The sequence below is a fragment of the Micromonospora saelicesensis genome (assembly GCF_900091575.1).
Lineage (GTDB): Bacteria > Actinomycetota > Actinomycetes > Mycobacteriales > Micromonosporaceae > Micromonospora > Micromonospora saelicesensis.
In genome coordinates this window covers 238674-264026 of record NZ_FMCR01000009.1, presented here as the reverse complement: position 1 = coordinate 264026, position 25353 = coordinate 238674, and the positions used below count along the sequence as shown (strand labels likewise).

General features: G+C 71.2%; 19 protein-coding genes. 12 read left to right on the top strand and 7 right to left on the bottom strand.

Translation table 11 applies throughout. The annotated features are described in order from the left end of the window. Positions 1-44 precede the first annotated feature (44 nt). From GA0070561_RS31170 to GA0070561_RS34815, 3 genes are all read left to right on the top strand, one after another. On the top strand, positions 45-455 hold the full coding sequence (locus GA0070561_RS31170; RefSeq protein ID WP_244166508.1) for a TcmI family type II polyketide cyclase: 411 nt from the start codon (positions 45-47) through the stop codon (positions 453-455). Position 456: 1 nt separating this feature from the next. Next, on the top strand, positions 457-1806 hold the full coding sequence (locus GA0070561_RS31165; RefSeq protein WP_091408765.1) for an FAD-dependent oxidoreductase: 1350 nt from the start codon (positions 457-459) through the stop codon (positions 1804-1806). A gap of 278 nt (positions 1807-2084) precedes the next feature. Beyond that, the gene (locus GA0070561_RS34815; protein WP_244166507.1) at positions 2085-3212 is read left to right on the top strand and encodes a hypothetical protein; all 1128 of its coding nucleotides are present in this window, start codon (positions 2085-2087) and stop codon (positions 3210-3212) included. Positions 3213-3685: 473 nt separating this feature from the next. Here GA0070561_RS34815 and GA0070561_RS31155 read toward each other — a convergent pair whose 3' ends face one another. Then, complete coding sequence (locus GA0070561_RS31155; RefSeq protein ID WP_091408762.1) at positions 3686-4402, bottom strand: isocitrate lyase/PEP mutase family protein; 717 nt, start codon at positions 4400-4402, stop codon at positions 3686-3688. 264 nt (positions 4403-4666) lie between these two features. On the opposite strand from GA0070561_RS31155, the gene GA0070561_RS31150 reads away from it, so the two are divergent. Further along, entirely contained in the window at positions 4667-5257 is a 591-nt protein-coding gene (locus GA0070561_RS31150; RefSeq protein WP_091408927.1) for a TetR/AcrR family transcriptional regulator, read from the top strand. 22 nt (positions 5258-5279) lie between these two features. Here GA0070561_RS31150 and GA0070561_RS31145 read toward each other — a convergent pair whose 3' ends face one another. Then, positions 5280-5582: a GNAT family N-acetyltransferase gene (locus GA0070561_RS31145; protein WP_091408758.1), complete on the bottom strand. Its 303-nt coding sequence runs from the start codon at positions 5580-5582 to the stop codon at positions 5280-5282. A gap of 158 nt (positions 5583-5740) precedes the next feature. On the opposite strand from GA0070561_RS31145, the gene GA0070561_RS31140 reads away from it, so the two are divergent. From GA0070561_RS31140 to GA0070561_RS31130, 3 genes are all read left to right on the top strand, one after another. Continuing rightward, complete coding sequence (locus GA0070561_RS31140; RefSeq protein ID WP_091408754.1) at positions 5741-6436, top strand: DUF1223 domain-containing protein; 696 nt, start codon at positions 5741-5743, stop codon at positions 6434-6436. Between the two features lie 40 nt (positions 6437-6476). Next, entirely contained in the window at positions 6477-6875 is a 399-nt protein-coding gene (locus GA0070561_RS31135; protein ID WP_181518380.1) for an MmcQ/YjbR family DNA-binding protein, read from the top strand. A gap of 157 nt (positions 6876-7032) precedes the next feature. Further along, a complete protein-coding gene (locus GA0070561_RS31130; protein WP_091408747.1) occupies positions 7033-9900 on the top strand; it encodes a glycosyl hydrolase in 2868 nt (955 codons plus the stop codon). 94 nt (positions 9901-9994) lie between these two features. Here the strand turns inward: GA0070561_RS31130 and GA0070561_RS31125 are convergent, their stop codons facing one another. Further along, positions 9995-11368 (bottom strand): endo-1,4-beta-xylanase, encoded by a 1374-nt coding sequence (locus GA0070561_RS31125; protein ID WP_091408744.1) that lies wholly within the window; start codon positions 11366-11368, stop codon positions 9995-9997. A gap of 340 nt (positions 11369-11708) precedes the next feature. Further along, positions 11709-13484, bottom strand: a complete 1776-nt coding sequence (locus GA0070561_RS31120) for a family 43 glycosylhydrolase (protein WP_091408923.1) — start codon at positions 13482-13484, stop codon at positions 11709-11711. A 692-nt stretch (positions 13485-14176) separates the two neighbouring features. Between GA0070561_RS31120 and GA0070561_RS31115 the strand changes: the two genes are divergently transcribed. From GA0070561_RS31115 to GA0070561_RS31105, 3 genes are all read left to right on the top strand, one after another. Beyond that, positions 14177-16510, top strand: a complete 2334-nt coding sequence (locus GA0070561_RS31115; RefSeq protein WP_091408920.1) for a beta-L-arabinofuranosidase domain-containing protein — start codon at positions 14177-14179, stop codon at positions 16508-16510. 159 nt (positions 16511-16669) lie between these two features. Continuing rightward, complete coding sequence (locus GA0070561_RS31110) at positions 16670-17608, top strand: SMP-30/gluconolactonase/LRE family protein (RefSeq protein WP_091408739.1); 939 nt, start codon at positions 16670-16672, stop codon at positions 17606-17608. 133 nt (positions 17609-17741) lie between these two features. Then, positions 17742-18614: an endonuclease/exonuclease/phosphatase family protein gene (locus GA0070561_RS31105; protein WP_091408735.1), complete on the top strand. Its 873-nt coding sequence runs from the start codon at positions 17742-17744 to the stop codon at positions 18612-18614. Positions 18615-18650: 36 nt separating this feature from the next. On the opposite strand, the gene GA0070561_RS31100 is transcribed toward GA0070561_RS31105, so the two are convergent. Together GA0070561_RS31100 and GA0070561_RS31095 are read right to left on the bottom strand one after the other, a co-directional pair. After that, positions 18651-19535 carry an MHYT domain-containing protein gene (locus GA0070561_RS31100; protein WP_091408732.1) on the bottom strand — a complete coding sequence of 295 codons (885 nt, stop codon included), beginning with the start codon at positions 19533-19535 and terminating at the stop codon, positions 18651-18653. 165 nt (positions 19536-19700) lie between these two features. Continuing rightward, complete coding sequence (locus tag GA0070561_RS31095; protein WP_091408729.1) at positions 19701-22502, bottom strand: DEAD/DEAH box helicase; 2802 nt, start codon at positions 22500-22502, stop codon at positions 19701-19703. An 86-nt stretch (positions 22503-22588) separates the two neighbouring features. Between GA0070561_RS31095 and GA0070561_RS31090 the strand changes: the two genes are divergently transcribed. Both GA0070561_RS31090 and GA0070561_RS31085 read left to right on the top strand, forming a co-directional pair. After that, positions 22589-23359, top strand: coding sequence for an HAD family hydrolase (locus GA0070561_RS31090; protein ID WP_091408917.1), 771 nt, complete (start codon positions 22589-22591; stop codon positions 23357-23359). Between the two features lie 83 nt (positions 23360-23442). Continuing rightward, the gene (locus GA0070561_RS31085) at positions 23443-24360 is read left to right on the top strand and encodes an EamA family transporter (protein WP_091408726.1); all 918 of its coding nucleotides are present in this window, start codon (positions 23443-23445) and stop codon (positions 24358-24360) included. Here GA0070561_RS31085 and GA0070561_RS31080 read toward each other — a convergent pair. Beyond that, complete coding sequence (locus GA0070561_RS31080; RefSeq protein ID WP_091408913.1) at positions 24323-25246, bottom strand: diacylglycerol kinase; 924 nt, start codon at positions 25244-25246, stop codon at positions 24323-24325. The genes GA0070561_RS31085 and GA0070561_RS31080 overlap by 38 nt on opposite strands. Positions 25247-25353: the final 107 nt, after the last annotated feature.

The following is a 25353-nucleotide window of genomic DNA, read 5'->3' as shown; positions in this document are numbered from 1 at the left end:
CCGATCCCCGAGGGGTTGGGCAGGCCACCGGCGGAAGGGGTCCCATGAGTCGTCTACTGATCGTCAGCCGGATCATCCCGGGAGCGGAGGGGCGGGTCGCGCAGATCTTCGCCGAGTCCGACGCCACCGAACTGCCCAGCCTGACCGGCGTCACGCACCGATCCCTGTACTGCCTGCACGACCTGTGCGTACACCTGCTGGAGACCTCGGACGACGTCGACCCGGACGCGCTCGCGGCGGCCCGCAACCACCCGCTCTTCCGACAGGTCAACGAGCGGCTCTCCGCGCACACGTCGCCGTACCTGCCGACCTGGCGTTCCCCCCGGGACGCGATCGCCGGCTGCTTCTACCGGTGGGACGCGGCCGAGGCGCCAGCAGCGCGCCCAACCAGCACCGACGTGCCCACCGCGCGCCCGGCCGTTACCGAGGCGCCTGCCGCGCACCCGGCCGGCTGACATGTCCGCCGCGCCGCCGCACGTCCTGATCATCGGCGCGGGCACGGGCGGCCTGTGCCTGGCGCACGGCCTGCGCCGCGCCGGGATCAGCGTCGCCGTCTACGAACGGCACCGCGACCGCGCCGAAGGGCTGCTCGGCTACCGGGTCGGCATCGGCCCCACCGGTAGCCGGGCGCTGCGGGAGTGCCTGCCCCCGGAACTGTTCGCCACCTTCCTGGCCACCTGCGCCCGGCCACCGCACTACTTCAACGTCGTCACCCAGGGGCTCCGCCAGACCGCGTCGTTCGCGCTGCGGCCGAGCGCCGACCCGGTCCGCACCGAACACTCGGTAGCCCGGATGGTGCTGCGCCAGGTGCTGCTGACCGGCCTGGAGGACGTGGTGCACTTCGACAAGACCTTCACCCGGTACGAGCAGCGCGACGACGGCACGGTCACCGCGCACTTCGCCGACGGCACCAGCGCCACCGGCGACCTGCTGGTGGCGGCCGACGGCACCCATTCCGCCGTACGCCGCCAGTACCTGCCGCACGCCGTCACCCGCGACGCCGGGACGATCAACATCGCCACCCGGATCCCGCTGACCCCGCACACCCGCGGTCTCATTCCGGAGCGGGTCCAGCAGGGCATCTCGCTGATCTTCGGCGTCGGCGGAATGATGGGCGTGCTGCACGTCATGGAGTTCAAGTGGGACGCCGAACGCGCGATCAAGCCCGGTGTCAGCGAGCCCGACGCCGCTCTGCTCCGGGACTGGCCGGGCCTGGCCCACGACACCACCACCGACAACATCAACCTGATCATCTGGAGTGCGGCCAACCGGTTCCCGGCCGACATCATGGAACGCCGCGGTGAGGACCTGGTGCAGGTTGCCCTGGACCTCACCGCGAACTGGCACCCGCACCTACGGGAACTGCTCGCCCACGCGGACCCGGCCAGCGCCCTACCGATCAAAGTGTCCACCTCCGAGCCGGTGCCGCCCTGGAAGAGCAGCACCGTCACCATGCTCGGCGACGCCATCCACACCATGACCCCGGGTCGGGGCGTGGGCGCGAACACCGCGCTGCGCGACGCCCGCCTGCTCTGCGCACAGCTCAGCCGCGCCACCGCCGGCGACAAGACGCTGCTCCAGGCGGTCGCCGACTACGAGGCCGTGATGGCGCCGTACGGCTTCGCCCGGGTCGCCGAGTCGCTGAACCGCAGCGGCACCAGTGGCGACGACCGGATGTACCGACCGGTGGTGGGTCGGCTCGCGCTGCTCGGCGCGCGCGGCTACTTCGGAGTGACCAGCCGGGTACCACGGCTCCGTCGCCGATTCGTCGACGACTTCCACACCTACGAGGGCGACCGGGACTGAACCCCGCATCGCCCGACCCGGGCTCGGCGTCCCACGCCGGGCCCGGGTCTCATCGTGTCCGGAGCGCTCGGCCCGACCGATCCATGCCTGGCTCGGTCTCATCGGGTCGGATTTGGTGTGATCGGGCGACGCAGTGTTACCCGGCAGGCACCGGCTGAGGTGGCTGGCCCACCGGCAACGCTGACGACCGATCCTGCCTGTCGTCGGCAATACGCGTGTGCGAAGCTGCGGCGAGTTTTTCTCGTGACTTTTCCAACGAGCTGAGAGGGAGGTTCGCCGTGGCGTGGTCTTTCGGACACTCGCTGATAGTGGTACTGGCACTGTTGCTGGGCCTGGCCGCCGGGTGGCTGCTGCGCGGCCGACGGGGCGTACAGGGCAATTCGATTGTGGATGGTGACCCCGTCGCCGGTCTGGCCGTGATCACCACGCCCACGCCGGCTGCCACCACCGACGAGGTCCAGCCTGCGGCCGCCGTCGACCCGGCACCCACCGCGGTCGCCGACGAGCCGGTACCGGTCGACACGGTCAGCGCGCCGGCCGCGCTGACCGAACCGGACGGTCCCGCCCCGGTGCCCGTGCCGGCGGAGGCTCCGAGCACCGCCGACCCGGCGGACATGGCGCTGACCGAGAACCCGCCGGCCGTACCGGCCACCGAGCAGTCCGACGCGGCTGAGCTGCGGCAGGAGCCGGCGGTCGAATCGGCCTCCGAGCCGGTCACTGTCGACGACCAGCCCGCCCCGGCGGCCGTGGTCGCTCCCCGCCAGCCCGCGGACGACCTCCCGCCGGCCGACGCGGCACCGCTCGACACGACGCCGGCCGACGACGCGGCGATCGACGCTGCGCCGGTCGCGGCCACCCCCGCCGACAGCGCGCCCGCCGACACGACGCCGGCCGACGACGCGCCGGCCTCCGTCGGCGCAGCCGACGACGCGGAGACCAAGGCGACGGCGAGCGACCCGGCAGAGGCACAGACGACCGCCGAGCCGATGCACTCCGACCCGGTGAACGCTGAGCCGGCGCAGGCCGAGTCCGCGGTCGACGCCGCGGAGGCCGAGCGGTCGGCGGTGGCCGCACCTCCGGTCCGCCCGACCGCCGCCGCGACCCCTCCGGTCCGTTCGGCCGCCGACACGACGATCAGCAGCGTCGACGCCGACCCGACGGGCCCGGCAGACGACTTCCGCCGGATCCAGGGGATCGGGCCGAAGATGGCGGCCGCGTTGCAGGACGCCGGCGTGCGCACGTACGGCCAGCTCGGCGAGTTGGACGAGCCGGCACTGCGCGACCTGATCCGGGCCGCCGGCCTGCGCGCCGCACCTGGGCTGGCCAGTTGGCCGCAGCAGGCACGCGTGCTCGCCGGCGCGGGCGACGAGATGGCCGCGGTGCTGCCGGGCGGCAACCAGGCCTGACCGCCTGCACTCGAGCCCCCGGCAGCCGTCCACCGCGACGGCACGCCGGGGGCTCGGTCGTAGGTGCCGAAAACTCCCCCGACGTCTACCGCGCCGGGTGATCGACTCGGCATTCAGAAAACCGCGCGATCCACCCGACCCGGACACCCCGACTTCCAGAAACCCGAGTCGATCACCCTGGTGAGCGGCCGCATACCCCCGGCCTCGCCGCAGAGCGACCGGCGCCCGGCGCACGGCGGTTCGTGCACGGCGGACGGCGGTCGCGCACGGAGACCGGCGCACCTCCCCCAAGCCGGCGCACCTCCCCCAAGATCGTGCTCGAACCTGGATGTAGTGGTGTCGGGCGCGGCGGATGCCACTACATCCACGATGTTGCGCGATCTTGCGGCGGAGGCCCGTGGCCGGCCGCGCCGCTGGGCCTGGGCCGTCGGCGACTGGGCCCGAGCGGCCGCCGCGCGGGGTGACGTCCAGGGTCAGGCGCGCAGCTCGGCCGCGAGGTCGCCGATCGACGCCATCGCGTACCGCTGCATCCCTGGACCGAAGGTGATGCGTGTGGCGCCCTGCCGGCCCAGCTCGGCCACGGATTGCCGGTCCGGTCCGGCGGCCATGTTGATCGGCCCGGAGATGCCCTCCCGCAACTGCGGGAGCACCTGCGGCGGTGCCAGGATCGGGTAGACGCAGTCGGCGCCGGCAGCCACGTACAGGCGGGCGCGTTCCACCGCGTCGGCCGGGTCACCCGTTCCGACCAGGAAGGTGTCGACGCGGGCGTTGATGAAGAGAGCGTCGCCCGCCTCCGCGCGCACCTCGGCCAGCCAGTCGGCGTGCCGCCGGGGGTCCTTGAGGGTGGCGTCCCCCTCCGAGTCCTCCAGGTTGCAGCCGACAGCGCCGGACTCCAACAGCCGTCCGACCAGCTCGCGGGGGGCCAGGCCGTAACCGCCCTCGACGTCGGCGGACACCGGAACGGACACGGCGCGGACGATGCGCGCGACCGCCGCGAACATCTCGTCCGGCGGGGTCGCGCCGTCCTCGTAACCGAGCGAGGCGGCGACACCAGCGCTCGGGGTCGCGAGCGCCGGATAGCCGGCGTCGGCCAGCACCCGGGCGCTGGCCGCGTCCCAGGGGCCCGGCAGAACGAGCGGGTCACCGGCGGCGCGGTCGTGGTGCAGGGCACGGAAGGTGGAGGCTGTCATCGTGGTGGTCTCCCGACGGGGCTGCGGAGGGCGGGGCTCAGGCGGTGTGTCCGCCGTTGGAGTCAAGCACGGCGCCGGTGATGTACGAGGCCGCAGGGCTGCTCAGGAACGCGATGGCCGTGGCGGCGCCGAGACCGCCGGAACCGCCGGTGACAAGGGCGACCCGCCTGCGAGAGGCGGTGTCACGCGTTGGTCCCCCGGTGACCTGATCGGTCCACCCTACGTTTGATGGACCGTGCGGTCAACAATTGCTACGCTGGTCAGATGGCCAGGCCACGGCAGTTCGACGAGGAGCAGGTGATCCGCGCCGTCCGGGACCAGTTCTGGGACGCCGGCTACGCGGCGACCTCACTGGAGGACCTGGTACGCGTCAGCGGGCTGGGCAAGGGCAGCCTCTACGGCGCCTTCGGCGACAAACACCGGCTGTTCCTGAAGGCGCTGCGGGAATACACCGACACCAGCGGCGGCTACCTGCGCGAGATGCTCACCTCCGCTCCCCGCGCCCTGGACGCGCTGCGCGCGTTCGTCATGGCGCCGGTGAACGACCCAGGTGGTGCTGCCGCCCGGCGCGGCTGCCTCATGGCCAACAGCACGTACGAACTCGCCACCAGCGACCCGGACGTCCTCGCCGAGGCGCGGCGCACCTACGAGGCGACGACTGCCCTGGTCGCCCAGAGCGTTGGGCGGGCCCAGGACGAGGGCGACCTGCCGCGCGACGTCGACCCGGTCGAGACGGCGCGCGCGCTGCTCGCCGCACAGCAGGGCCTGGTGTTCATGGGGCGGACGGGGCTGGACATCGACACCCTGACCGCCACGGCCCGCACCCTCGCCGCCAAGCTCCTACCGGACGCCTGACACCACCCGACCGGAAGCGCGATTATTTGATCTTGCGGGTGGACCGGACCACGATGCTCTCGTACTCCGGGTGCTTGACCACCCAGTCGGCGATGAACGGGCAGATCGGCACGACGGTCCGGCCCTTGCTCCGCGCGTCGTCCAGCACGGCCCGCGCCAGCGTCGACCCGACGCCCTTGCCCTCGTACGCCGGATCGACCTCGGTGTGGGTGTAGGCGATGATCGAGCCGGTCAGCTGGTAGGTGACGAACCCGACGACCGCGCCCGCCTCGTCGCGCGCCTCGAAACGCTCCCGCGCCGGCGCGTCTGTCACGGTGAACTGCACCCGACCATCCAACCACCCGGCCCTGCGGCGCTAACTGCGAGGCCGGCAGGGGACGCGACCCCACGCGCATTGTCCCGGCCGAAACGGGAAACGCAACGCCGCCGGGCGCCGGGAGACGCACCACCGCCGGGCACCAACGTGGGAGGAGACACGCCACCATGACGAACCCATCGACGGACGGCGGCTTCGCCGTCGTCGAGATGTTCACGTCCCAGGGCTGCAACAGTTGCCCTCCCGCGGAGGAGTTGCTGAGCGAGATCGAGCGCGACGCACGGGAACGGGGACAGAACGTCTTCACCCTCGGGTTCCACGTCGACTACTGGGACGACCTGGGGTGGCCGGACCAGTTCGCGGACGCGGCGTACACCGCGCGCCAGGAGGCGTACGCCCGCGCGTTCGGCACCCGGGGCCTGTACACCCCGCAGATGGTCGTCAACGGCACCGTCGAGTTCGTCGGTTCCGATCGCCGCCGGGCGGCCGCCGCGATCATGTCCGCCGTGGCCTCGACCGCCACCACACCACTGGCGCTCTCCATTACCAACCTGGGCAATGACCGGGTGATGGTGGACTACCGGACCGAACAGCCGCCGGATCGCGCGGTGTTGCAGATGGCGGTCGTGGAACGGGATCTGACCAGCGAGATCGCCCGGGGCGAGAACGCCGGGCGGACGCTGCGGCAGGACAACGTCGTACGCGCCTTCCGGTCGGTGGGCCTGGACGCCGAGCGGGGGCAGGTGGAGTTGGCGACACCACCTGGTCTCGATCCGGGAAGCGCCAGCGTGGTCGGCTATGTCCAGGAGAACGGCGAACGGGCGATCGTCGGCGCTACGGCCATCGAGCTGTCCACCGCGTAATCTCGGCCCATGCGGACGGTGCGGGGTGCGAGGGGGTTCGGTGGCTGACGCGGACGACGTACGCCGGGTGGCGCTGGCCCTGCCGCACACGGTGGAGAACCCCAGTGACGGCTTCGACTTCCGGGTGGCCGACAAGGGCTTCGTCTGGTCCTATCCGGAGCGGACACCGGGCAAGCCTCGGGTGATCCGGCTCGACATCGCGGTGCTGTTCGTCGGCGACGAGGCCGAGAAGCAGGCTCTCCTGCTCGGGGAGCCCGAGGTCTTCTTCACCGCACCCGGTTACGACGGCCTGCCCCTGGTGTTGCTGCGTCTGGCGGCGGTCGACCTGGACCGGTTGACCGAGCTGGTGACCGACGCGTGGCGGATGCGCGTGCCGGACGCACTGGTGAACGACCGAGAGGGCGAACCGCTGGGCGACCGTGCGGGCGCCGGCAAATAGCGACATCAGCACGCAACGCGTTGGACACATTGACGGGGATCTCGGTACTCCATTACCGTGGCCGAGAGAGCGCTCTCTCACCTGACCTTCCCCCCAATTCAGACGCAAAGCGCTGGACCCGGCAAGGGCCGCACCCGGCGCGCGCGATGGAGGCACGATGAAACCTCCCGTCCCCCACCGCCGATGGGCCCTGGCCGCCGCCACCGCGCTGGCCCTGGTCGTCGGCGGCCTCGCCATCCCCGTCACCCGCGCGGCCGAAGCCGCACCCGTCGGCGCCGGCAGCTACACCACCACCCCGGTCGGCCCGCTCCCGAGCGGCTGCGGCGCGATGTCCAGCAACCCCCGGCAGTTCGCCACCGCCAACGCGCCCGCCGGGCCGATCCCCACCAACGACTGGTGGTCCTCGCTGCTGTGGAAGCGCACCGACTGCTCGTTCAGTGAGCCGTTGCACGCCCACCCGATCTCGTACGACACCTTCGGTGACGGGCTCGGCTTCTCCGCCAACTCAACGCCCGCCATCAGCGGCACCGCCACCGGTGTCGGCGAGTTCCACTACCCGTACGTGCAGGACATCCGGGTCGGTGTGGCCGGGCTCGCCGCACCCCTGGTGAAGGTCGACGGCTGGACGGACTGGACGGTCAGCCCGCACTGGAGCGACGGCACGCGCACCATGCGCGCGACCATCGGCCACGGTCTGCCCTTCGCGTACTTCCAGACCACCGGGGGGAACGCGCAGATCAGCACCGCCGGCACCCCGGACGTCTGGTCCAACAGCGGCGCCACCATCGGCTTCCGGGTCAACGGCCACGACTACGTCGGGTTCGCGCCCAGCGGCGCCAGCTGGACCGTGGCGTCCGGCCGGATCTCGTCCACCCTGGCCGGTCGGGGTTACTTCTCCGTCGCGCTGCTGCCGCCGACGTCCAGCGCGACGGAGCGCGCCGCGCTGGCCGCGACCTACGGTCAGTACGCGCACGCCCACGTGACCGGCACCCAGGTCTCGTACGCCTACAACCCCGCGACCAGCGGCCTGACCACCACGTACGCGTTCACCACTACCGCCCGGGAGGGCACCGCCACGCAGACCGTGGTCAGTCTCTACCCGCACCAGTGGAAGTCACTGAGCGGTTCCACAGCGATCACGCCGACCTACCCGTCGGCGCGCGGCCGGATGAAGGTGCTCACCGGCGTCAACCAGTTCCGCACCGCCATGAAGTTCCAGGGCATCCTGCCGGAGCTGCCGGCCGTCGGCGACGGCAGCGGTGGTGACCTGTCGACGCTCACCGGGCACCTGGCCGCCACCCGCGCCAACCCGATGGACCAACGCGGCAACGACACCTACTGGACCGGCAAGGGGCTCGGCCGGGCCGCTCGGATCGCCGAGATCGCCGACCAGGTCAACGACACCACGACGCGCGACAGCGCGCTGAACGCGATCCGTAGCACGCTCACCGACTGGTTCACCGCGTCCAGCGGCAAGACCAGCCGGGTCTTCTACTACGACAACAACTGGGGCACCCTGATCGGCTACCCGGCGTCGTACGGGTCCGACCAGGAGCTCAACGACCACCACTTCCACTACGGCTACTACATCGCCGCTGCCGCGACCCTGGCGAAGTTCGACCCGGCCTGGGCGGCCACCAGCCGCTACGGCGGCATGGTCGACCTGCTGATCCGCGACGCCAACAACTACCGCCGCGGCGACACCCAGTTCCCGTACCTGCGCGACTTCGACATCTACGCCGGGCACGACTGGGCGTCCGGGCACGGCTCCTTCGGCTCCGGCAACAACCAGGAGTCCTCGTCGGAGGGGATGAACTTCGCGAGCGCCCTGATCCAGTGGGGGCAGACGACGGGTAACACCGCCATCCGCGACGCCGGCGTCTTCCTCTACACCACCCAGGCCGCCGCCATCCAGGAGTACTGGTTCGACGTCAGCGACCAGAACTTCCCCGCCGCGTTCGGGCACTCCACGGTCGGCATGGTCTGGGGTGACGGCGGCGCGTACGCCACCTGGTTCAGCGGCGAGCCGGAGATGATCCAGGGCATCAACCTGCTCCCGGTCACCGGCGGTCACCTCTACCTGGGCAACAACCCGGCGTACGTGCGGACCAACTACGCCGAACTCGTCCGCAACAACGGCGGACAACCGACGGTGTGGCAGGACATCCTCTGGCAGTTCCAGGCCCTCGGCGACCCCGACGCGGCGCTGGCGAACCTCCGCGCGAACCCGGGCTACACCCCGGAGGAGGGCGAGAGCCGGGCGCACACGTTCCACTGGATCCGTAACCTCGCCGCCCTCGGCAATGTGGACACGACGGTGACCGGCAACCATCCGCTGTCGGCGGTCTTCTCGCGCAACGGGGCGCGCACCTACGTGGCGTCGAACCCGACGGCGACGCCGATCACTGTGACGTTCTCCAACGGCACCACGCTCGCCGTGGGAGCCGGCAAGACGGCCACCACCGGGGCGTACACCTGGAGTGGTGGCAACGCGGCCGGCGGTGTTCCCCCGACGACGCCGACGGACCCCCCGCCGACGACCACCCCGCCGCCGACCACGGGCAATCCGACGCGGTACCTGCTGCCCGGAGGCGGGTTGGGCGCCGCCGGTGGCGCGGCCACGACGACTGTCGCGGCGGCCAACGGAAACCACGACGGTACGCCCACCAACGCGCAGGTCTTCACGGCCACCGGCCTCAACCTCGCCTACTCCGGCGGGCAGACCACCTTCGACCTGTTCGTGGACGCCGGGACGGCGGTCGGCAACGGCGTGCAGGTGCGGATCTCCTACGACCTCACGGGCAACGGCAGTTGGGAGCGGGTGGAGACTCTGCGCTACTTCGCCACCGACCCGGTCACCGGCTACGAGCACTACACCCAGAACGCCGGCCTGTCCTCGGCCACCGGCACGTTGGGCGCGCTGAGCAACGGCACGGTCCGGGTGGAGGTCTGGTCGGCGATCGGCAACAACCCGACCACGCTGGGCATCGGCAACCAGTCGGTGCTGCGGCTCCCGTATTCCTGATCGACAGGTTCGAACGCGAGACGACGTCGGCCGGTGTGGAGGACCAGGATCGGTCCCCCACACCGGCCGACGCTGTGCGGTCAGTCAGTCGTTCTCAGGAGGCGGTGCAGGTGGGCGTGATGCCGGCCCCACTGCCCGTGCCCTGGAAACCGAACTCGGTGACCTGGCCCGCGCCGAGGCGGCCGTTGTAGTCCACGTTGGCAAACCGCACCGCGCCGGTCGAGCCGGTGGCCGTCGCGCTCCAGGTGTTGGTGACACTCGCACCGCTGGCAAGGGTGACGCCGACGTTCCACCCGCTCGTGCCGGCGGAGCCGGCGGTCACCTTCACGGTGGCCACGAAACCACCGGTCCACGAGTTCAGTGACACCGACGCCGAGCAACCACCCGTCCCCGGCGGCGGGGTGGTGGGCGGGTCCGTCGGCGGATCCGTCGGCGGGTCGGTCGGCGGGTCGGTGGGGATGGCGGGGCCGGCGTTGAGGGCGTTCAGAACGTTGGTGTACGCGGCCTTCTTGTTGCCGTTGCAGTCGAACAGCAGGGCGTTGTCCGAGCCACGCCACGAGTCGCAGTCCCGCACACCCCACACAGTGATGCCGGTGCAGCGCGAGACGTTCATGCAGGCGCGGGTGACAGCCCCGAAGATGTTGGCCTGGTTGCCGCCGGTCATCACGTCCAGCTCGGTGATCTGGACATCCACACCGAGATCGGCGAACCGCTGGAGGTTGGCCTGGTAGTCACTGGCCAGCGAGGTGCCCAGGTGCGACTGGAAACCCACGCAGTCGATCGGCACGCCACGGGACTTGAAGTCCCGCACCATGTTGTAGATCCCCGTCGACTTCGCGTTGATCCCGTCGGTGTTGTAGTCGTTGTAACACAACTTCGCACCCGGATCCGCAGCCCGCGCCGCCCGGAACGCCGCCTCGATCCAGTCGTTGCCGGTGCGCTGCAGGTTCGAGTCCCGACGCCCACCGCTACCACCGTCGGCGAACGCCTCGTTCACCACGTCCCAGGAGTGAATCTTCCCGCGGAAATGCGTCGCCACCTGCGTGACGTGGTTGATGGCCGCGTTGCGCAACGCGCTACCGGACATGCCCTGCGCCCAGCCCGGCTGCTGCTGGTGCCACAGCAACGCGTGCCCCCGCACGCTCATGCCATTGGCCTGCGCGTGACTGACCAACCGATCACCGCCGGTGTAGCTGAACCGACCCTGCTGCGGCTCGGTGGCGTCCCACTTCATCTCGTTCTCGGCCACGACACTGTTGAACTCACGGTTCAGGATCGTCGCGTACACGCTGGTGGAAAGCTTGCCCGTCGCGACGGCCGCGCCGAAGTAACGGCCCTTCTCGGCCGCCGAGGCCCGGAGGGTCGTACCGGCGCTGGCCGTGGAGGTCAGCGTCATCGTCATGCCGGCGGCGAGGGCGCCGGTAACGGCGATGGTCACCGCCGCTCGCAGGGCTCTTCTGTGATTCATGCGGATTCCTTCTCTGTGGTGGTGCAGCGATGGAGACGCACGCCCGAATCTGCTCCTGCGACATGGGAGACGTCAGCAACGGTCGCCGTCGCGGCAGCGGTGCGGGGAGTCCTGACCCGACGTCCGGCATGCCCTGGGCGGACGTCGCGGGTCGAGGTGCCACAGCAGGTTCGCCCGGTGAACCACAGGTGCGGCTGCCCTCAACCATCGACTGTGAGCGATAACATGCCGTTCGTCAAGTCGTAACCAACCGCGTCGGGAAACCTGCCGCTCCATCGCAGTGGTGGGGCACGTCGCCGTGCTGCCGGAGCCGCGCCGAGCCCGGCTCCGGCAGCACCCGTCACTGGAACGATGCGTCGTCGACCAGGAGGCTGTCGGTGCCCTCGGCCGTCTCGACGTAGAAGGCGGCGCTGGTCAGGGTGCCGCTCCACGACACGGTCGTGGAGCCGGTGAGCAGGGTCCAGCCGTTGACGTTCACCCCCACCGCCGGCGTCAGCTGGAGGTAGTTCGTCGTGCCGTTCGCGGTCAGCGACAACGTCGCCTTCGCCGACGGGGTGCCGCTCTGTGCTCGTACCCAGACGTTGGTGGTGTAGCTCTTGCCGTTGGTGAGCCTGGCGGTCACGTCCTGACTGGGGCCGTTCCAGGCACCGGTCCGGCCGGTGATCGACAGCGATCCGCTGCCGCCGTGCGCGACTGTGGTGTTCCTGGCGAGGGTGCCGCTGCCGTGCACACCCCAGCCGGTCGTGCCGTTCTCCACGTCGCCGTTGGTGAGCAGGTTGGCGGCGCTGCCGCCGGTGCCGCTGAACTGCCACCAGTTGATGTTGAACAGGTTGCCGCTGCCGCCGGCGAAGCGCAGGTAGAGATCATGGGTGCCGGTCGCTCCGCTGACCGCGCAGGTGGTGGTGCTCCAGGTCTGCCAGCCGCCGGTGCCGCCCACGGTGCAGGTGCCCACGGTCGGGCCGTTGGCGCTGTCGAGGCGTACCTCGATCCGGCCGCCGCTGGTGGCCGACGCGACCCGGGCGCTGAACGCTGTCGCACCCGCGCCGAAGGCGACACCCTTGACCTTGATGTAGTCGCCGTTCTCGATCCAACCGACGTTCATCCCGCCCTCGGTGGACGCCTCGGTCTCGATCCCCGAGCCCCAGGCGATCGTCTCGGCCTCCTGGCGCACGTACGGGTTCAGCGTGCCCACCTGTGGGGCACCGGTGTTCGTCATCGTGATAGTCGGGAACAGGCCGTTGCTGGTGTAACTGAACTTCTCCACCGCGACCGAACGGGTGTAACCACCGCCACCGGGCAACGCGCCGTTGTGATAGAAGAAATACGAACCGCCCTGGAAATCGATCACGCCCGCGTGATTGGTGAAGCTAGCGCCCTGCCGCGGCATGATCGTTCCCCGATATGTCCACGGCCCCGTCGGCCCGGTCGCCGTGGAGTACGCGATGAACTCGGAACAGCACTCCGCCGCGAACACGTTGTAGTACAACCCGTTGCGCTTGAACACCCACGGCCCCTCCTCATACAGCGTCGGCCGACTCGCATTACCGTTACGGATACCGAACCCCGCCGTCGTGAGTGGAATGCGTGTCGCGCTGCCGGAGAACGAAATCATGTCCGGGTTCAACTTCACGTACCACAGACCCGGGTTACCCCAGTACAGATACGCCTGCCCGTCATCGTCGATGAACGCGTGCGGGTCGATTTCGTTGTTGCCGACCAGTGGTCGACCGAGCGCGTCGCGGAACGGCCCGGTCGGGCTGTCGGCCACCCCGACGCCGATGACCATCTGCCCGTTGGAGCGCTGGCGCACCGGCACGTACCAGTAGAACTTTCCGTTGCGCGGAACGACCTGCCCGGCCCACGCGTTGGCGTCCGCCCACGCGAACGTCGCCAGATTCATCGGCGATCCGTGATCGGTCCAGTTCACCATGTCGGCGGACGAGTACACCCGCCACTCACGCATGGTGAAATAGGTGGACCCGTCCTCGTCATGTCCGGTGTAGAGGTAGACCCGGCCGTTGTGCACCATCGGCGCCGGGTCGGCGGTGTAGATGTTCTGGACGATGGGGTTGTCGGCCTTGGCCGTACCCGGGATCAGTGCGAGGAGACAGGCCATGCTTGCCAGCCAGGCGATGGCGCGCCTGGCCCGGCGGGTGGCCCGAGTTGTGGTTCGATCCTTCACTTTCACGATTACTCCCACAGAGAGTGCGCGTGCGGATGTCTGACTGGGCGAGCCACCGCTGTCCCGGCGACCGCTCGAACGGGCTTTGCCGTTCCCGGGCGGGGCAGCACGATCGGCGGCCGTGTTAGCGCTAACAGCTATCAGTGAATGCCTCCTCCCCCATCTGACCTGGATTTTGTAAGGCGCGGGATGACCGTCGTAACCACATCGCAGCATTGAGGTATCGACGTGGACATCGAAGGTTTACGATGCACGGTACTGAGCGACCGGACAGGCGTCAACGGAGGGAAGCCGACGGCCGACCGTTACGCACGGTAACGCTCCGATGATCGCGAGCCCGCCGGATGTCCGTTTCGGACCACACCCGCCACCAGGCCCGGTGACGCCGGGCCAGGTCGTCGCGGGAATGGGTCGGCGAGGCGCCCCGGGGGTTGCGGGCGTGTTAACGACGAACTATGTTAGCGATCACATCGATGTGCCGCGATAAGCGCAGGGGTGGGCACCCGGCGTCCACGGCGACCCACGTCCCACCCACCCCACCGCACCCGGCGTCGGCCCCTTTTGCCGCCGACGACCCACCGCCATCGATGGCGGGCCCGACGTACCCGGCCACCTGGAGGTTCCCCATGCCACCCCTGCCCCTCAGCCGCCGCCACCTGCTTCAGGCCGCCGGAGCCACCGTGGTGGTCTCCGCTAGCGGCGTCGCCGTCTCCCCCGGGAGCGCGTCCGCGGCCGTCGTGCCCCCGGCCCGGCCCGACATCGGCGTCTCGGCGTACGCATTCGACCCGGGTCAGGTACGACTCAGCTCCGGCCGTTGGATGGACAACCAGACCCGGACGCTCAACTACCTGCGGTTCGTCGACGTCGACCGGATGCTCTACAACTTCCGCGCCAACCACCGGCTGTCCACAAACGGCGCCGCCACCAACGGGGGCTGGGACGCGCCGAACTTCCCGTTCCGGACCCACATGCAGGGCCACTTCCTGAGCGCGTGGGCGTACGCGTACGCGGTGCTGGGTGACACGACCTGCCGGGACAAGGCCAACTACATGGTGGCCGAGTTGGCCAAGTGCCAGGCCAACAACTCCGCCGCCGGGTTCGGCGCGGGTTACCTCTCCGGCTTCCCGGAGTCCGACTTCACCGCGCTCGAGGCACGGACGCTCTCCAACGGCAACGTGCCCTACTACTGCATCCACAAGACCCTCGCGGGTCTACTCGACGTCTGGCGCTACATCGGCAACACCCAGGCCCGTACGGTGCTGCTGGCCCTCGCCGGCTGGGTCGACACCCGGACCAGCCGGCTGAGCTCCAGCCAGATGCAGTCGATGCTGGGCACCGAGTTCGGGGGCATGAACGACGTGCTCGCCGACATCTACCAGCAGACCGGCGACAGCCGGTGGCTCGCCACCGCGCAGCGGTTCGACCACAACTCCGTGTTCAACCCCCTGGCCTCCGGCCAGGACCAGCTCAACGGGCTGCACGCCAACACGCAGGTGCCCAAGTGGATCGGCGCGGCTCGGGAGTACAAGGCCACCGGGACCACCCGTTACCGGGACATCGCCAACAACGCGTGGCGCATCACCGTCGGCGCGCACACCTACGTCATCGGCGGCAACAGCCAGGCGGAGCACTTCCGGCCGCCGAACGCCATCGCCGGCTACCTCAGCAACGACACCTGCGAGCAGTGCAACACCTTCAACATGCTCAAGCTGACCCGCGAGCTGTGGCTGCTCGACCCGAACCGGGCGGACTACTTCGACTTCTACGAGCGCGCGCTGATCAACCACCTGATCGGCGGGCAGAACCCGGCCGACAGCCACGGCCACATCACCTACTTCACCCCGCTGCGGCCGGGCGGACGCCGAGGTGTGGGCCCGGCGTGGGGTGGCGGCACCTGGAGCACCGACTACAACTCGTTCTGGTGCTGCCAGGGCACCGGCCTGGAAATCAACACCAGATTGATGGACTCCATCTACTTCTACAACGGCACCACACTGAGCGTGAACCTGTTCACGCCGTCGGTGCTGAACTGGACGCAGCGCGGTATCACTGTCACCCAGACCACCAGCTTCCCGGTCAGTGACACCACCACGCTGACCCTGTCCGGCTCGATGAGCGGGTCGTGGAGCATCCGGGTGCGGATCCCGTCCTGGACCAGCGGCGCGACGATCGCCGTCAACGGCACGGTGGAGAACGTCACCACCACACCGGGCAGCTACGCCACGGTCACGCGCACCTGGGCCGCGGGCGACACCATCACCGTGCGGCTGCCGATGCAGGTCGCCGTCAAGGCCGCCAACGACAACGCCAACGTTGGCGCGGTCACGTACGGCCCCACGGTGTTGGCCGGCAACTACGGCAACACGGCCCTGAGCACCCTGCCCACCCTCACCGTCTCCTCGATCACCCGGACCAGCACCAGCTCGCTCGCGTTCACCGCCAGCGCCAACGGGTCCGCGGTTAACCTCGCCCCCTTCTACGACGCCCACGGCTACAACTACACGGTCTACTGGAACACCAGCGGCAGCGGCGGCCCCACCGGCAGCTACCGCCTGGTCAACGTCGGCACCGGGCTGGTCCTCGGTGTCCAGAACATGTCCACCGCCGACGGTGGTCTGGCCGTGCAGTGGGGCGACAGCGGCACCGCGGACCACAACTGGGTGGTCATCACCGACGGCAACGCGGTCCGGTTCCGCAACGTCAACAGCGGCAAGGTCCTGGGCGTGGAGAACATGTCCACCGCCGACAACGCCCGGGTCCTGCAGTGGGCCGACAACGGCACCGCCGATCACCGGTGGATCCTCGTGGACAACGGTGACGGCACCTACAAGATCCGCAACGTCAACAGCAACAAGCTGCTCGGGATCCTGAACGCGTCGACCGCCTGGGGAGCGCAGGCCGTGCAGGATCCGGACAACGGCAGCGCGGACAACCGGTGGAGGCTGGTCCGCAACGCCTGACCTCCGCCCGCTCGACGGGCTCACCGGCGCGGTCACCCGAAGGCCGCGCCGGTGACGCCGAGCGGGCACCCGCCAGCGGTCGTACAGTGGGGAGGGTCCTGGCCCCAGTGAACGTGGCGGACGTGTCGGCTCGTGCCGCTTCCGCCCGGAAGGAGCACAGTGAACCGCCCCCTCCGCACCACGCTCGGCGGCGCGTTGACCGCCGCGATGCTGGCCACCGTCGCCGTCGCGCCGGCGCAGGCGCACCCCGCAGGGCGGCCGCCGGCCGTCCTCGCCCTCCCCGACGGGTTCCAGCCCGAGGGCATCGCCACCGCCGGCCGGTACGCCTACTTCGGCTCGCGCTCTACCGGCGCCATCCAGCGCGTCGACCTGGTCACCGGCCGGGGTACGACGATCGGCGCGGCCACCGGCACACCGTCGCTCGGCCTCAAGGTCGACCCACGTGGCCGGCTCTTCGTCTCCGGTGGCACGGCTGGCGACGCTCGCGTGCTCGACACCCGCACCGGCGAGGTACTGGCCCGCTACCAGTTCGCCACCGCCCCGACGTTCGTCAACGACGTCGTGCTGACCCGCGACGCGGCATACTTCACCGACTCGAACCGGCCGGTGCTCTACCGGCTGCCGCTCGGTCGCCGTGGGGCGCTGCCGCCCGCCGACGCCTTCACCACGATCACGCTGACCGGCGCGTACGAGCAGGTCGGCACCGGGGTGAACCTCAACGGCATCGCCACCACACCGGACGGCCGGGCGCTGATCGTCGTCCAGTCCACCACCGGCACCCTGTACCGGGTCGACCCGGCGACCGGGGCGAGCACCGTCGTGGACGTGCCGGGTCACACCTTCACCAACGGCGATGGACTTCTACTGCTCGGCCGCACCCTCTACGTCGTGCAGAACCGCCTCAACCAGATCGCTGTGGTCCGGCTGAACCACGCCGGCACCGCCGGAACGCTCACCGGCACCATCACCGATCCGAACTTCGACGTACCCACCACCGTGGCCAAGGCGCTGGGCCGGCTCTACCTGCCCAACGCCCGGTTCACCACACCGCCGACCCCCACCACGCCCTACACGGTCGTCGCGGTCCGCGCCCACTGAGCGACCCGAGGGGGTACGCGCCGCGCGCGTGCCCCCTCGGCCCACCGCTCTGGACCCCGATCGCCGATCGACCGCCAGTAGGATCACTGGCAAACCCGGCGATGATTGTCGCCTCGCGCACCCCGGAGTCCGTGTGGCCGCCCGTCCGTACCGGTTCCTGCGCCGGACCCTGGCCGTGGGCTGCCTACTCGCCGCCGCCGCACTGCCGGCCACCCGGCCGGCCGCATCGCCGGCCGCGCCCACCGACGCCGCGCAGCCCACCGTCCTCCGGATGCTCCAGCTGAACCTCTGCAACAGTGGCCGCGCCGGCTGCTACACCGGCCGGGCGATGGCCAGGGCCGCCGAGGTGATCAGCACCGAGGCACCCTACCTGGTCACCCTCAACGAGATCTGCGCGGATGACCTGTCCGCCCTGCACGGCGTCTTCCAGACCGTCCACCCTGGGCGGAGGGTCGTGGCCGCGTTCCAGGCCGCCGGCGACCGTCCGAGCGGCGACGACACCCGCTGTCGTAACGGCCAACGGTTCGGCATCGGGCTGCTGACCCACGTGCGGACACCGGCCACCCCGAGCACCGTGTACGCCGGAACCCACCCCACACAGGACCTCGCGGACCCCGAGGAACGAGCCTGGCTCTGCGTCGACGTCGATGGCGCCCTGCTCGCCTGCACCACGCACCTGTCGGCCACCGGCTACCGCATCGCGCTCACCCAGTGCGACCACCTGCTCGACACCATCCTGCCGACGATCGGCCGCAACGCCGGGTACGAGCCCACCGTGCTGGGTGGCGACCTCAACCTGCGCGCCGGCCACGACCCCGACGTGCGGTCCTGCACCCCGCCGGGCCATCAGCGGGTCGACGACGGCCGGCTGCAACACGTCACGGCGACCACCGACATCACGCTCTGCTGTCGCGGCCTGGTGCCCATGCACGGGACGACCGATCACCCCGGGCTGCTGGTCACCCTCGCGATCGACCGCAGCCGACCCGGCCGGAGACCGGCCTGATCCGCCTCCCCGGCGGGCGCGTGCCGGCGCACGACATCAGCGCGGCGGCGTGTCCCGGCGGGACGGGAAGGGAGTACCGGGCTGGCCGAGGGTGGAGCGGGCGCGCAACCCGACCGGGTCGGGAGCGGCGGTGGGCGTCGAGGGTGCCGGTTCCGCGAGTCGCCGCCCGTCGAGGTACGCGGCGGCGGCCCTGTCGTCGTCGGTCGGGGCCGCGAGCAGCGCGTAGAGCAGACCGACCACCCCGAAGAGCACCGCCAGCACGATCGGCACCAGCAGGGTGCTCACCCCGGCACCGGTCACCTCACCGGCCCGCTCGTGGCGGTGCACCGACAGGGCGCTCATGCCGGTGAAGTGCATCCCGTTGACGGCGATCCCCATGACCAGCGCGGAGGCGAAGATCGCCAACCCCCGCCGGACAGTCATCGCGAGCCACAGCGCGACGGTGGACGCCACCACGGCGATGACCACCGAGAGCACAACCCGGAGGGTGTCGTAGCTGAGGCTGCCGTTGAGGCGCATGGCGGCCATGCCGGTGTAGTGCATGGAGGCCACGCCGGCGCCGGTGAAGATGCCGCCGGCGATCAGGCGTACCGGATTCAGGCGGCCGGTGCCCACGATGGCCAGGCCGATACCGACCGCCACCACGGCGATGGCCGTGCTGGCCGCGGTCAGCGGCACGTCGTAGCGGATCCGGGTGTCCTCGACGGCGAAGCCGAGCATGGCCATGAAGTGCATCGCCCAGATGGCGGTGCCGCCCAACGCCCAGGCCGACAGCAGACCCCACCACGCCCGCTGGCCGCTCGTGCGGGCGGTGCGGATGCGCCCGGCGCAGACCAGACCGAGGATCGAGCCGAGCACTGACAGCGCGTAGCTCAGCCCGGGCGTGATCCATCCGTACTCAAAGTGATTGATCTCCGCCACGGCGGCTTTCTCCCCATTCGTTACCGACGCGTCAACAAGACGCCTCGGCAATGATCAGGGGTCCTGTGATCAGGCGCAACAGTGCCCCCGGGGCTATCCGAGGGGTGCCGTTGCGGTGACCGTCCGCTGCGTCGATTCACCGACGATAATGACTGAGCGTGATCATCAGGCTGACGTGTGGTACGCGAGAACGCCTCGATTGACGGCCGCTATAGCCTGTCGAGCCGTCGACCGCAGCTCCGTTGTGGCACCGCCAGAGTCGGCAATCTGACCGAGCAGGTCGACGACCTGTCGGGCCCACCGGACGAAGTCACCGGCGGGCATCTCACCATCGATCTCGTGACCGCTGCCGAGCACCTTGGCCAGCGCCTCGCCCCGCGCCCACCGGTATACGGGCCAGGCGAAACCGAGATCCGGCTCCCGGGTGGCCGTCAGCCCCCGCGCCGCCTCGTCGGCCTCGATCTCCCCCCACAGCTTCAGCGTCTCGTCCACCGCGTCGGCCACCGGCCCGCGCGGCAGCGACGCCCGCTCGTCGACATCGCGGCGCGCCTCGAACACCACCACGGACACGGCGGCGGCCAGCTCGGCCGGGGACAACCCGTTCCACACCCCCCGGCGCAGGCACTCGGCGACCAGCAGGTCCGCCTCGGTCCAGATCCGGCCCAGCATCCGACCGGCGTCGGTGACCGCACCGTCGCGGGCGAGGTAGCCACGCTCGGTCAGCAGCGCCACGATCCGGTCGAACGTTCGAGCGAGGGACCCCGTACGACCACTGACGCGCTCGCGCAGCTCCTCGGTGTCGCGCTCCAGCCGTCGGCGCCGCTCCGCCCAGCGGGCGTGCTCCTCCCGCTCGGGGCAGGCGTGGCAGGGGTGGTGACGCAGCTCGGTGCGGAGCTGGGTGATCTGGTGGTCCTCGCCGGTCACCTGCCGGGAACGGCCGCCGCGTCGGCCGCCGTGCCGATCCAGGCCGGTGCCGCTGACCTCGGCGGCGAGATCCCGCCGGGCGCCCGGGGACCGGTGGTTGAAGTGCTTGGGCACCCGGATCCGGGCCAACACCTCGGCCGGAGTGGTGAAGTCGCCGGGGCTGACCCGCCCGGCCCAACGGTCCTGGGTGAGCACCAGCGGCCGGGGCTCACCGAACCCACCGGTCGCCGGGTCCAGCACCACTGCCAGCCCGGCCCGACGGCCCGACGGCACCCGGATCACGTCGCCGACCCGCAGCCGCTCCAACGAGGCCACCGCGGCGGCCTTGCGCTGGGTCTGCCCCTGCCGGGCGATCGCCTTCTCCCGGTCGGCGATCGCCACCCGCAGCGCGAAGTACTCGTCGAAGTCGCCGTGGTGGCAGGCGGCCTCCGCGCCGTACGCCTCGATGGTCTCGGTGTTGCGCTGCACCTGCCGGGCCAGGCCGACCACCGACCGGTCCGCCTGGAACTGGGCGAACGAGGACTCCAGCAGGGCCCGGGCCGGCTCCGCGCCGACAGTGCCGACCAGGTTCACCGCCATGTTGTACGACGGCCGGAAGCTGGAGCGCAGCGGATAGGTGCGGGTGGACGCGAGCCCGGCCACGTGCCGTGGGTCGGTCTCCGGGGACCACACCACGACGGCGTGCCCCTCCACGTCGATGCCCCGGCGGCCGGCGCGCCCGGTGAGCTGGGTGTACTCCCCCGGGGTCAGGTCGACGTGCGCCTCGCCGTTGTACTTGACCAGCCGTTCCAGCACCACGCAGCGGGCCGGCATGTTGATGCCCAACGCCAGCGTCTCGGTGGCGAAGACCGCCTTGACCAGGCCGCGGACGAACAGCTCCTCGACGATCTCCTTGAACACCGGCAGCATGCCGGCGTGGTGGGCGGCCAGGCCGCGCTCCAGGCCGTCCAGCCACTCCCAGTAGCCCAGGACCGACAGGTCCTCGCCGGGAATGGCCGTGACCCGCGACTCGACGACCCGGCGGATCTCGGCCCGCTCCTCCGCCGAGGTGAGCCGCAGCCCGGCGGCGAGACACTGCTGCACCGCGGCGGCGCAACCGGCCCGGCTGAAGATGAACAGGATCGCCGGTAGCAGACCCTCCCGGTCCAGTCGGTCGACGATGTCCGGGCGCAACGGGCCGCGCCAGCGCGGGCCACGCCGACCGGCACCGGGCCCGGCGCTGCGCCCCTCGCCCAACTCCAGCCGCCGCACTGTCTCCCGGGTGTAGCGCAGCAGCTCCGGGTGCACGTCGTGCTTGCGGGCGGCGTCGGCGTCGTGGAACAGGTCGAACATCCGCTTGCCGACCAGCATGTGCTGCCACAACGGCACCGGCCGGTGCTCGCTGACCACCACGGCGGTTTCGCCGCGCACGGTGACCAGCCAGTCGGCGAACTCCTCGGCGTTGGAGACGGTCGCCGACAACGAGACCAGGGTGACGGAGGCGGGCAGGTGAATGATCACCTCTTCCCAGACCCCACCGCGGAACCGGTCGGCCAGGTAGTGCACCTCGTCCATCACCACGTACGCGAGGCCCTGGAGGGTGCTGGAGCCCGCGTACAGCATGTTGCGCAGCACCTCGGTGGTCATCACCACCACCGGCGCGTCGCCGTTGATCGCGTTGTCGCCGGTCAGCAGACCGACCTGCTCGGCGCCGTACCGGGCAACCAGGTCGTGGTACTTCTGGTTGGACAACGCCTTGATCGGCGTGGTGTAGAAGCACTTGCGCCGGGCCGGTGGGGTCGTCGCGTCGGCGGCGGGCACCGGGTCGTCGGGCCGCCCACGCAACGCCAGGTGGACGGCGAACTCCCCGACCACCGTCTTACCGGCGCCGGTGGGAGCGCAGACCAGCACACCGCTGCCCCGCTCCAGCGACTGACACGCCTCCCGCTGGAAGTCGTCGAGGTCGAACCCCAACTCGAGGGCGAACTCGTCCAGCGCCGGAAACTGTGCGGCTTGTGCGGCCTTGCGGCGCGCCGCTGCGTACCGCTCGGCGGGGCTCGACATGCCACCAAGATTAGTGCGTGCCGAGTCATGTCACCCCACAAGGCCGTCCGGAGGCACGGTCGGGGGCGGTCGGTAGGGTGCACGGCGTGCCGGACCATGCCGAACCGCCCCAGACCAGTCCGCCGGGCACCGCCGAGGCGCCCGCCGCCCGCCGGGCGTCGCGACGCCCTGTCAAGGCGGTGCTCTTCGACTTCCACGGCACCCTGGCCCAGGTGGAGGATCCCCAGCGGTGGGTGTTGGAGGCCGCGGCGGCGTGCGGCGTCACCCTGGACCGGGTCCGCGCCACCTCGCTGGCCGACCGGCTGCTGACCGCCGGGCGCGCCGGCGGGCCACTGCCGGCACGGGTGCCGCCCCGACTCGCCGAACTGTGGGCCGACCGGGACCTCTACCAACACGCCCACCGGGGCGCGTACACCGGGCTGGCCGAGACCGTCGACGCCGGTATCGACGGCTTCGCCGACGCGCTCTACGAGCGGCTGCTGACCACGGAGGGCTGGCTGCCGTACGCCGACACCGCCCCCACGCTGACCGCGCTGCGCGACGCCGGGGTGCCGGTGGCGGTGGTCAGCAACATCGGCTTCGACCTGCGGCCACACTTCGACGCCTGGGGGCTGACCGACCTGGTCGGCGCGTTCGCGCTCTCCTACGAGGTGGGGCGCTGCAAACCCGACCCGGCGATCTTCTGGCGTGCCTGCGGCATGCTGGGCGTCGACCCGGAGCAGACCCTGATGGTCGGTGACACCCCGGCCGACGCGGGTGCGGTGGCCGCCGGCTGCTCGGTGCTGGTGCTCCCGGCAGCCGAGCCGGGCCGGGAGAACGGGTTGGGCGCGGTGCTCGACCTCGCCCTACCCGGCTGACCGGCACTGGCCCGACCCGTGGCCACCGGTGGTCACGCCGGTGGACACCGCCGCAGGTTGGCCAGGGCGGACGGCCTACCGTCGTGCCCGTGACCGAGATCCTGCTGCCCACGACGGCACCGGCCGAGACGCCACCAGCCCGGCGCGCTGGCGTCGCCGCCGTGGGGCTGGTGCTCGGCGGGGCCCTGTCGGTGCAGTTCGGCTCCGCCGTGGCCGCGTTGCTCTTCCCGCGTACCGGGGTGGCCGGCGCGGTGACCCTGCGGCTCACCATCTCGGCGGTGCTGCTGCTCGTCGTGTGCCGGCCCCGACTGCGCGGACACGACCGGTCGGCCTGGCTCGCCGCCGGCGCGTTCGGGCTGGCGCTGGCCGGCATGAACTCGCTGTTCTACCAGGCCATCGAACGCATCCCGCTGGGCCCGGCGGTGACGCTCGAGGTGCTCGGCCCGTTGGCGCTGTCGGTGTTCTCCGCCCGTCGACTGGCCAGCTGGGGCTGGGCGGGTCTCGCACTGGCCGGGGTGGCACTGCTCGGGCAGGGCGGCTTCGACCGGCTGAACCCGGTCGGGGTGGCCTTCGCGTTCGGCGCGGGCGCCATGTGGGCCGCGTACATCGTGCTGAGCGCCCGGGTCGGCGGTCGCTTTCCCGGCGCGGACGGGCTGGCCCTGGCGCTGACCCTCGCCGCGCTGGTCACCCTGCCGCTGGGCATCATCGACGGCGGCGCGGTGCTGCTCGACCCGCCGGTGCTGGCGCTCGGCGCCGCCCTCGCGGTGCTCGCCTCCGGGCTGCCCTACACCCTGGAGCTGCTGGCGCTGCGGCGGATGCCCACCGCCACCTTCGCGGTGCTGATGAGCCTCGGCCCGGCCGTCGCCACGCTCGCCGGGTGGCTGGTGCTGCGGCAGGCCCTGACCCTGCTGGAATGCGCCGCCATCGTGCTGGTCATCGCCGCCAGCATCGGTGCGGTACGGGTCAACGCAGCAGCCGCAGGGCGCCCGGAACCGCGCTGATCGTCACCGGCAGCCGCAGGGAGCGTTCCCCGTCGGCGTACGAGGTGATGCCCTCGGCGGCCAACTCCACAGTGCGGGCCCGGAAACTGCGCACCAGCGGGTGGCTGACGTGGGTGCCCTGGTAGATGCGCGGCTTCACCCGGACCAGGGTCCGCCGGTTGACCCGACCCGCCACCACCACGTCGAGCAGTCCGTCGGTCGGGTCCGCGTCGGGGCAGATCCGCATCCCACCGCCGTACGTGGGGCAGTTGCCCACCGCCACGAGCACCGCGTCCAGGTCGTGCGGCACCCCGTCGAGGCGCAGCGTGTAGCGGCGTGGGCGCAGCCGTGCCAGCTCGACCAGGATCGCCAGGTCGTATCGGCGCGGGCCGCGGGGCCAGCGCATCCGGTTGGCCCGCTCGTTGACGATCGCGTCGAACCCGGCCGCGAGGACCGCCCCGTACCAGCGCTCGGTGCCGTCGACCCCGACCATCCGGGCCAGGTCGACCGGTTGGCTGCGGCCGTCGCGCACCGCCTCGGCGATCACCGCCGCCGCCGCAAGGGGGTCGGCCGGGAAGCCGGTGTCCAGGGCGAAGTCGTTGCCGGTGCCGGCCGGGATCGGGCCGAACGGCACGGCGGTCCCGGCGACCGCCTGCAACGCCCGGTGCACGGTGCCGTCCCCACCGACCGCCACCAACGCGCCAGCGCCCTCGGCGACGGCGGTTCGGCACGCCGCCTCCGCCTCGGCGGGGCTGGACGCCGGCAGCAACCGGATCGGCCGCCCCGCGGCGGCCAAGCCGTCCAGCAGCCGGGGCAGCAACGTCCTGTGCCGTCCACGACCGGCGGTCGGGTTGGCGAGCACGGCGACCGGGCCGGGCAGGTGATCGTCTGCGGTCACGGGCAGCACCGTACCGGTCGGACACCCGCCGTTCACCAGGGGCAGGTGCCGTCACCGTCAGTCCCGCCGCCGACGCGCGAGGTGACGCGACGACGCCGCCCCCGGTGAACGGGGAC

What these genes read in the sequence shown, in the direction of transcription:
- GA0070561_RS31130 (WP_091408747.1), top strand. Translation starts at nt 7,033, where the DNA reads ATGAAACCTCCCGTCCCCCACCGCCGATGGGCCCTGGCCGCCGCCACC.
- GA0070561_RS31125 (WP_091408744.1), bottom strand. Translation starts at nt 11,368, where the DNA reads ATGAATCACAGAAGAGCCCTGCGAGCGGCGGTGACCATCGCCGTTACC.
- GA0070561_RS31115 (WP_091408920.1), top strand. Translation starts at nt 14,177, where the DNA reads ATGCCACCCCTGCCCCTCAGCCGCCGCCACCTGCTTCAGGCCGCCGGA.
- GA0070561_RS31150 (WP_091408927.1), top strand. Translation starts at nt 4,667, where the DNA reads ATGGCCAGGCCACGGCAGTTCGACGAGGAGCAGGTGATCCGCGCCGTC.
- GA0070561_RS31155 (WP_091408762.1), bottom strand. Translation starts at nt 4,402, where the DNA reads ATGACAGCCTCCACCTTCCGTGCCCTGCACCACGACCGCGCCGCCGGT.
- GA0070561_RS31170 (WP_244166508.1), top strand. Translation starts at nt 45, where the DNA reads ATGAGTCGTCTACTGATCGTCAGCCGGATCATCCCGGGAGCGGAGGGG.
- GA0070561_RS31120 (WP_091408923.1), bottom strand. Translation starts at nt 13,484, where the DNA reads ATGGCCTGTCTCCTCGCACTGATCCCGGGTACGGCCAAGGCCGACAAC.
- GA0070561_RS31095 (WP_091408729.1), bottom strand. Translation starts at nt 22,502, where the DNA reads ATGTCGAGCCCCGCCGAGCGGTACGCAGCGGCGCGCCGCAAGGCCGCA.
- GA0070561_RS31140 (WP_091408754.1), top strand. Translation starts at nt 5,741, where the DNA reads ATGACGAACCCATCGACGGACGGCGGCTTCGCCGTCGTCGAGATGTTC.
- GA0070561_RS31165 (WP_091408765.1), top strand. Translation starts at nt 457, where the DNA reads ATGTCCGCCGCGCCGCCGCACGTCCTGATCATCGGCGCGGGCACGGGC.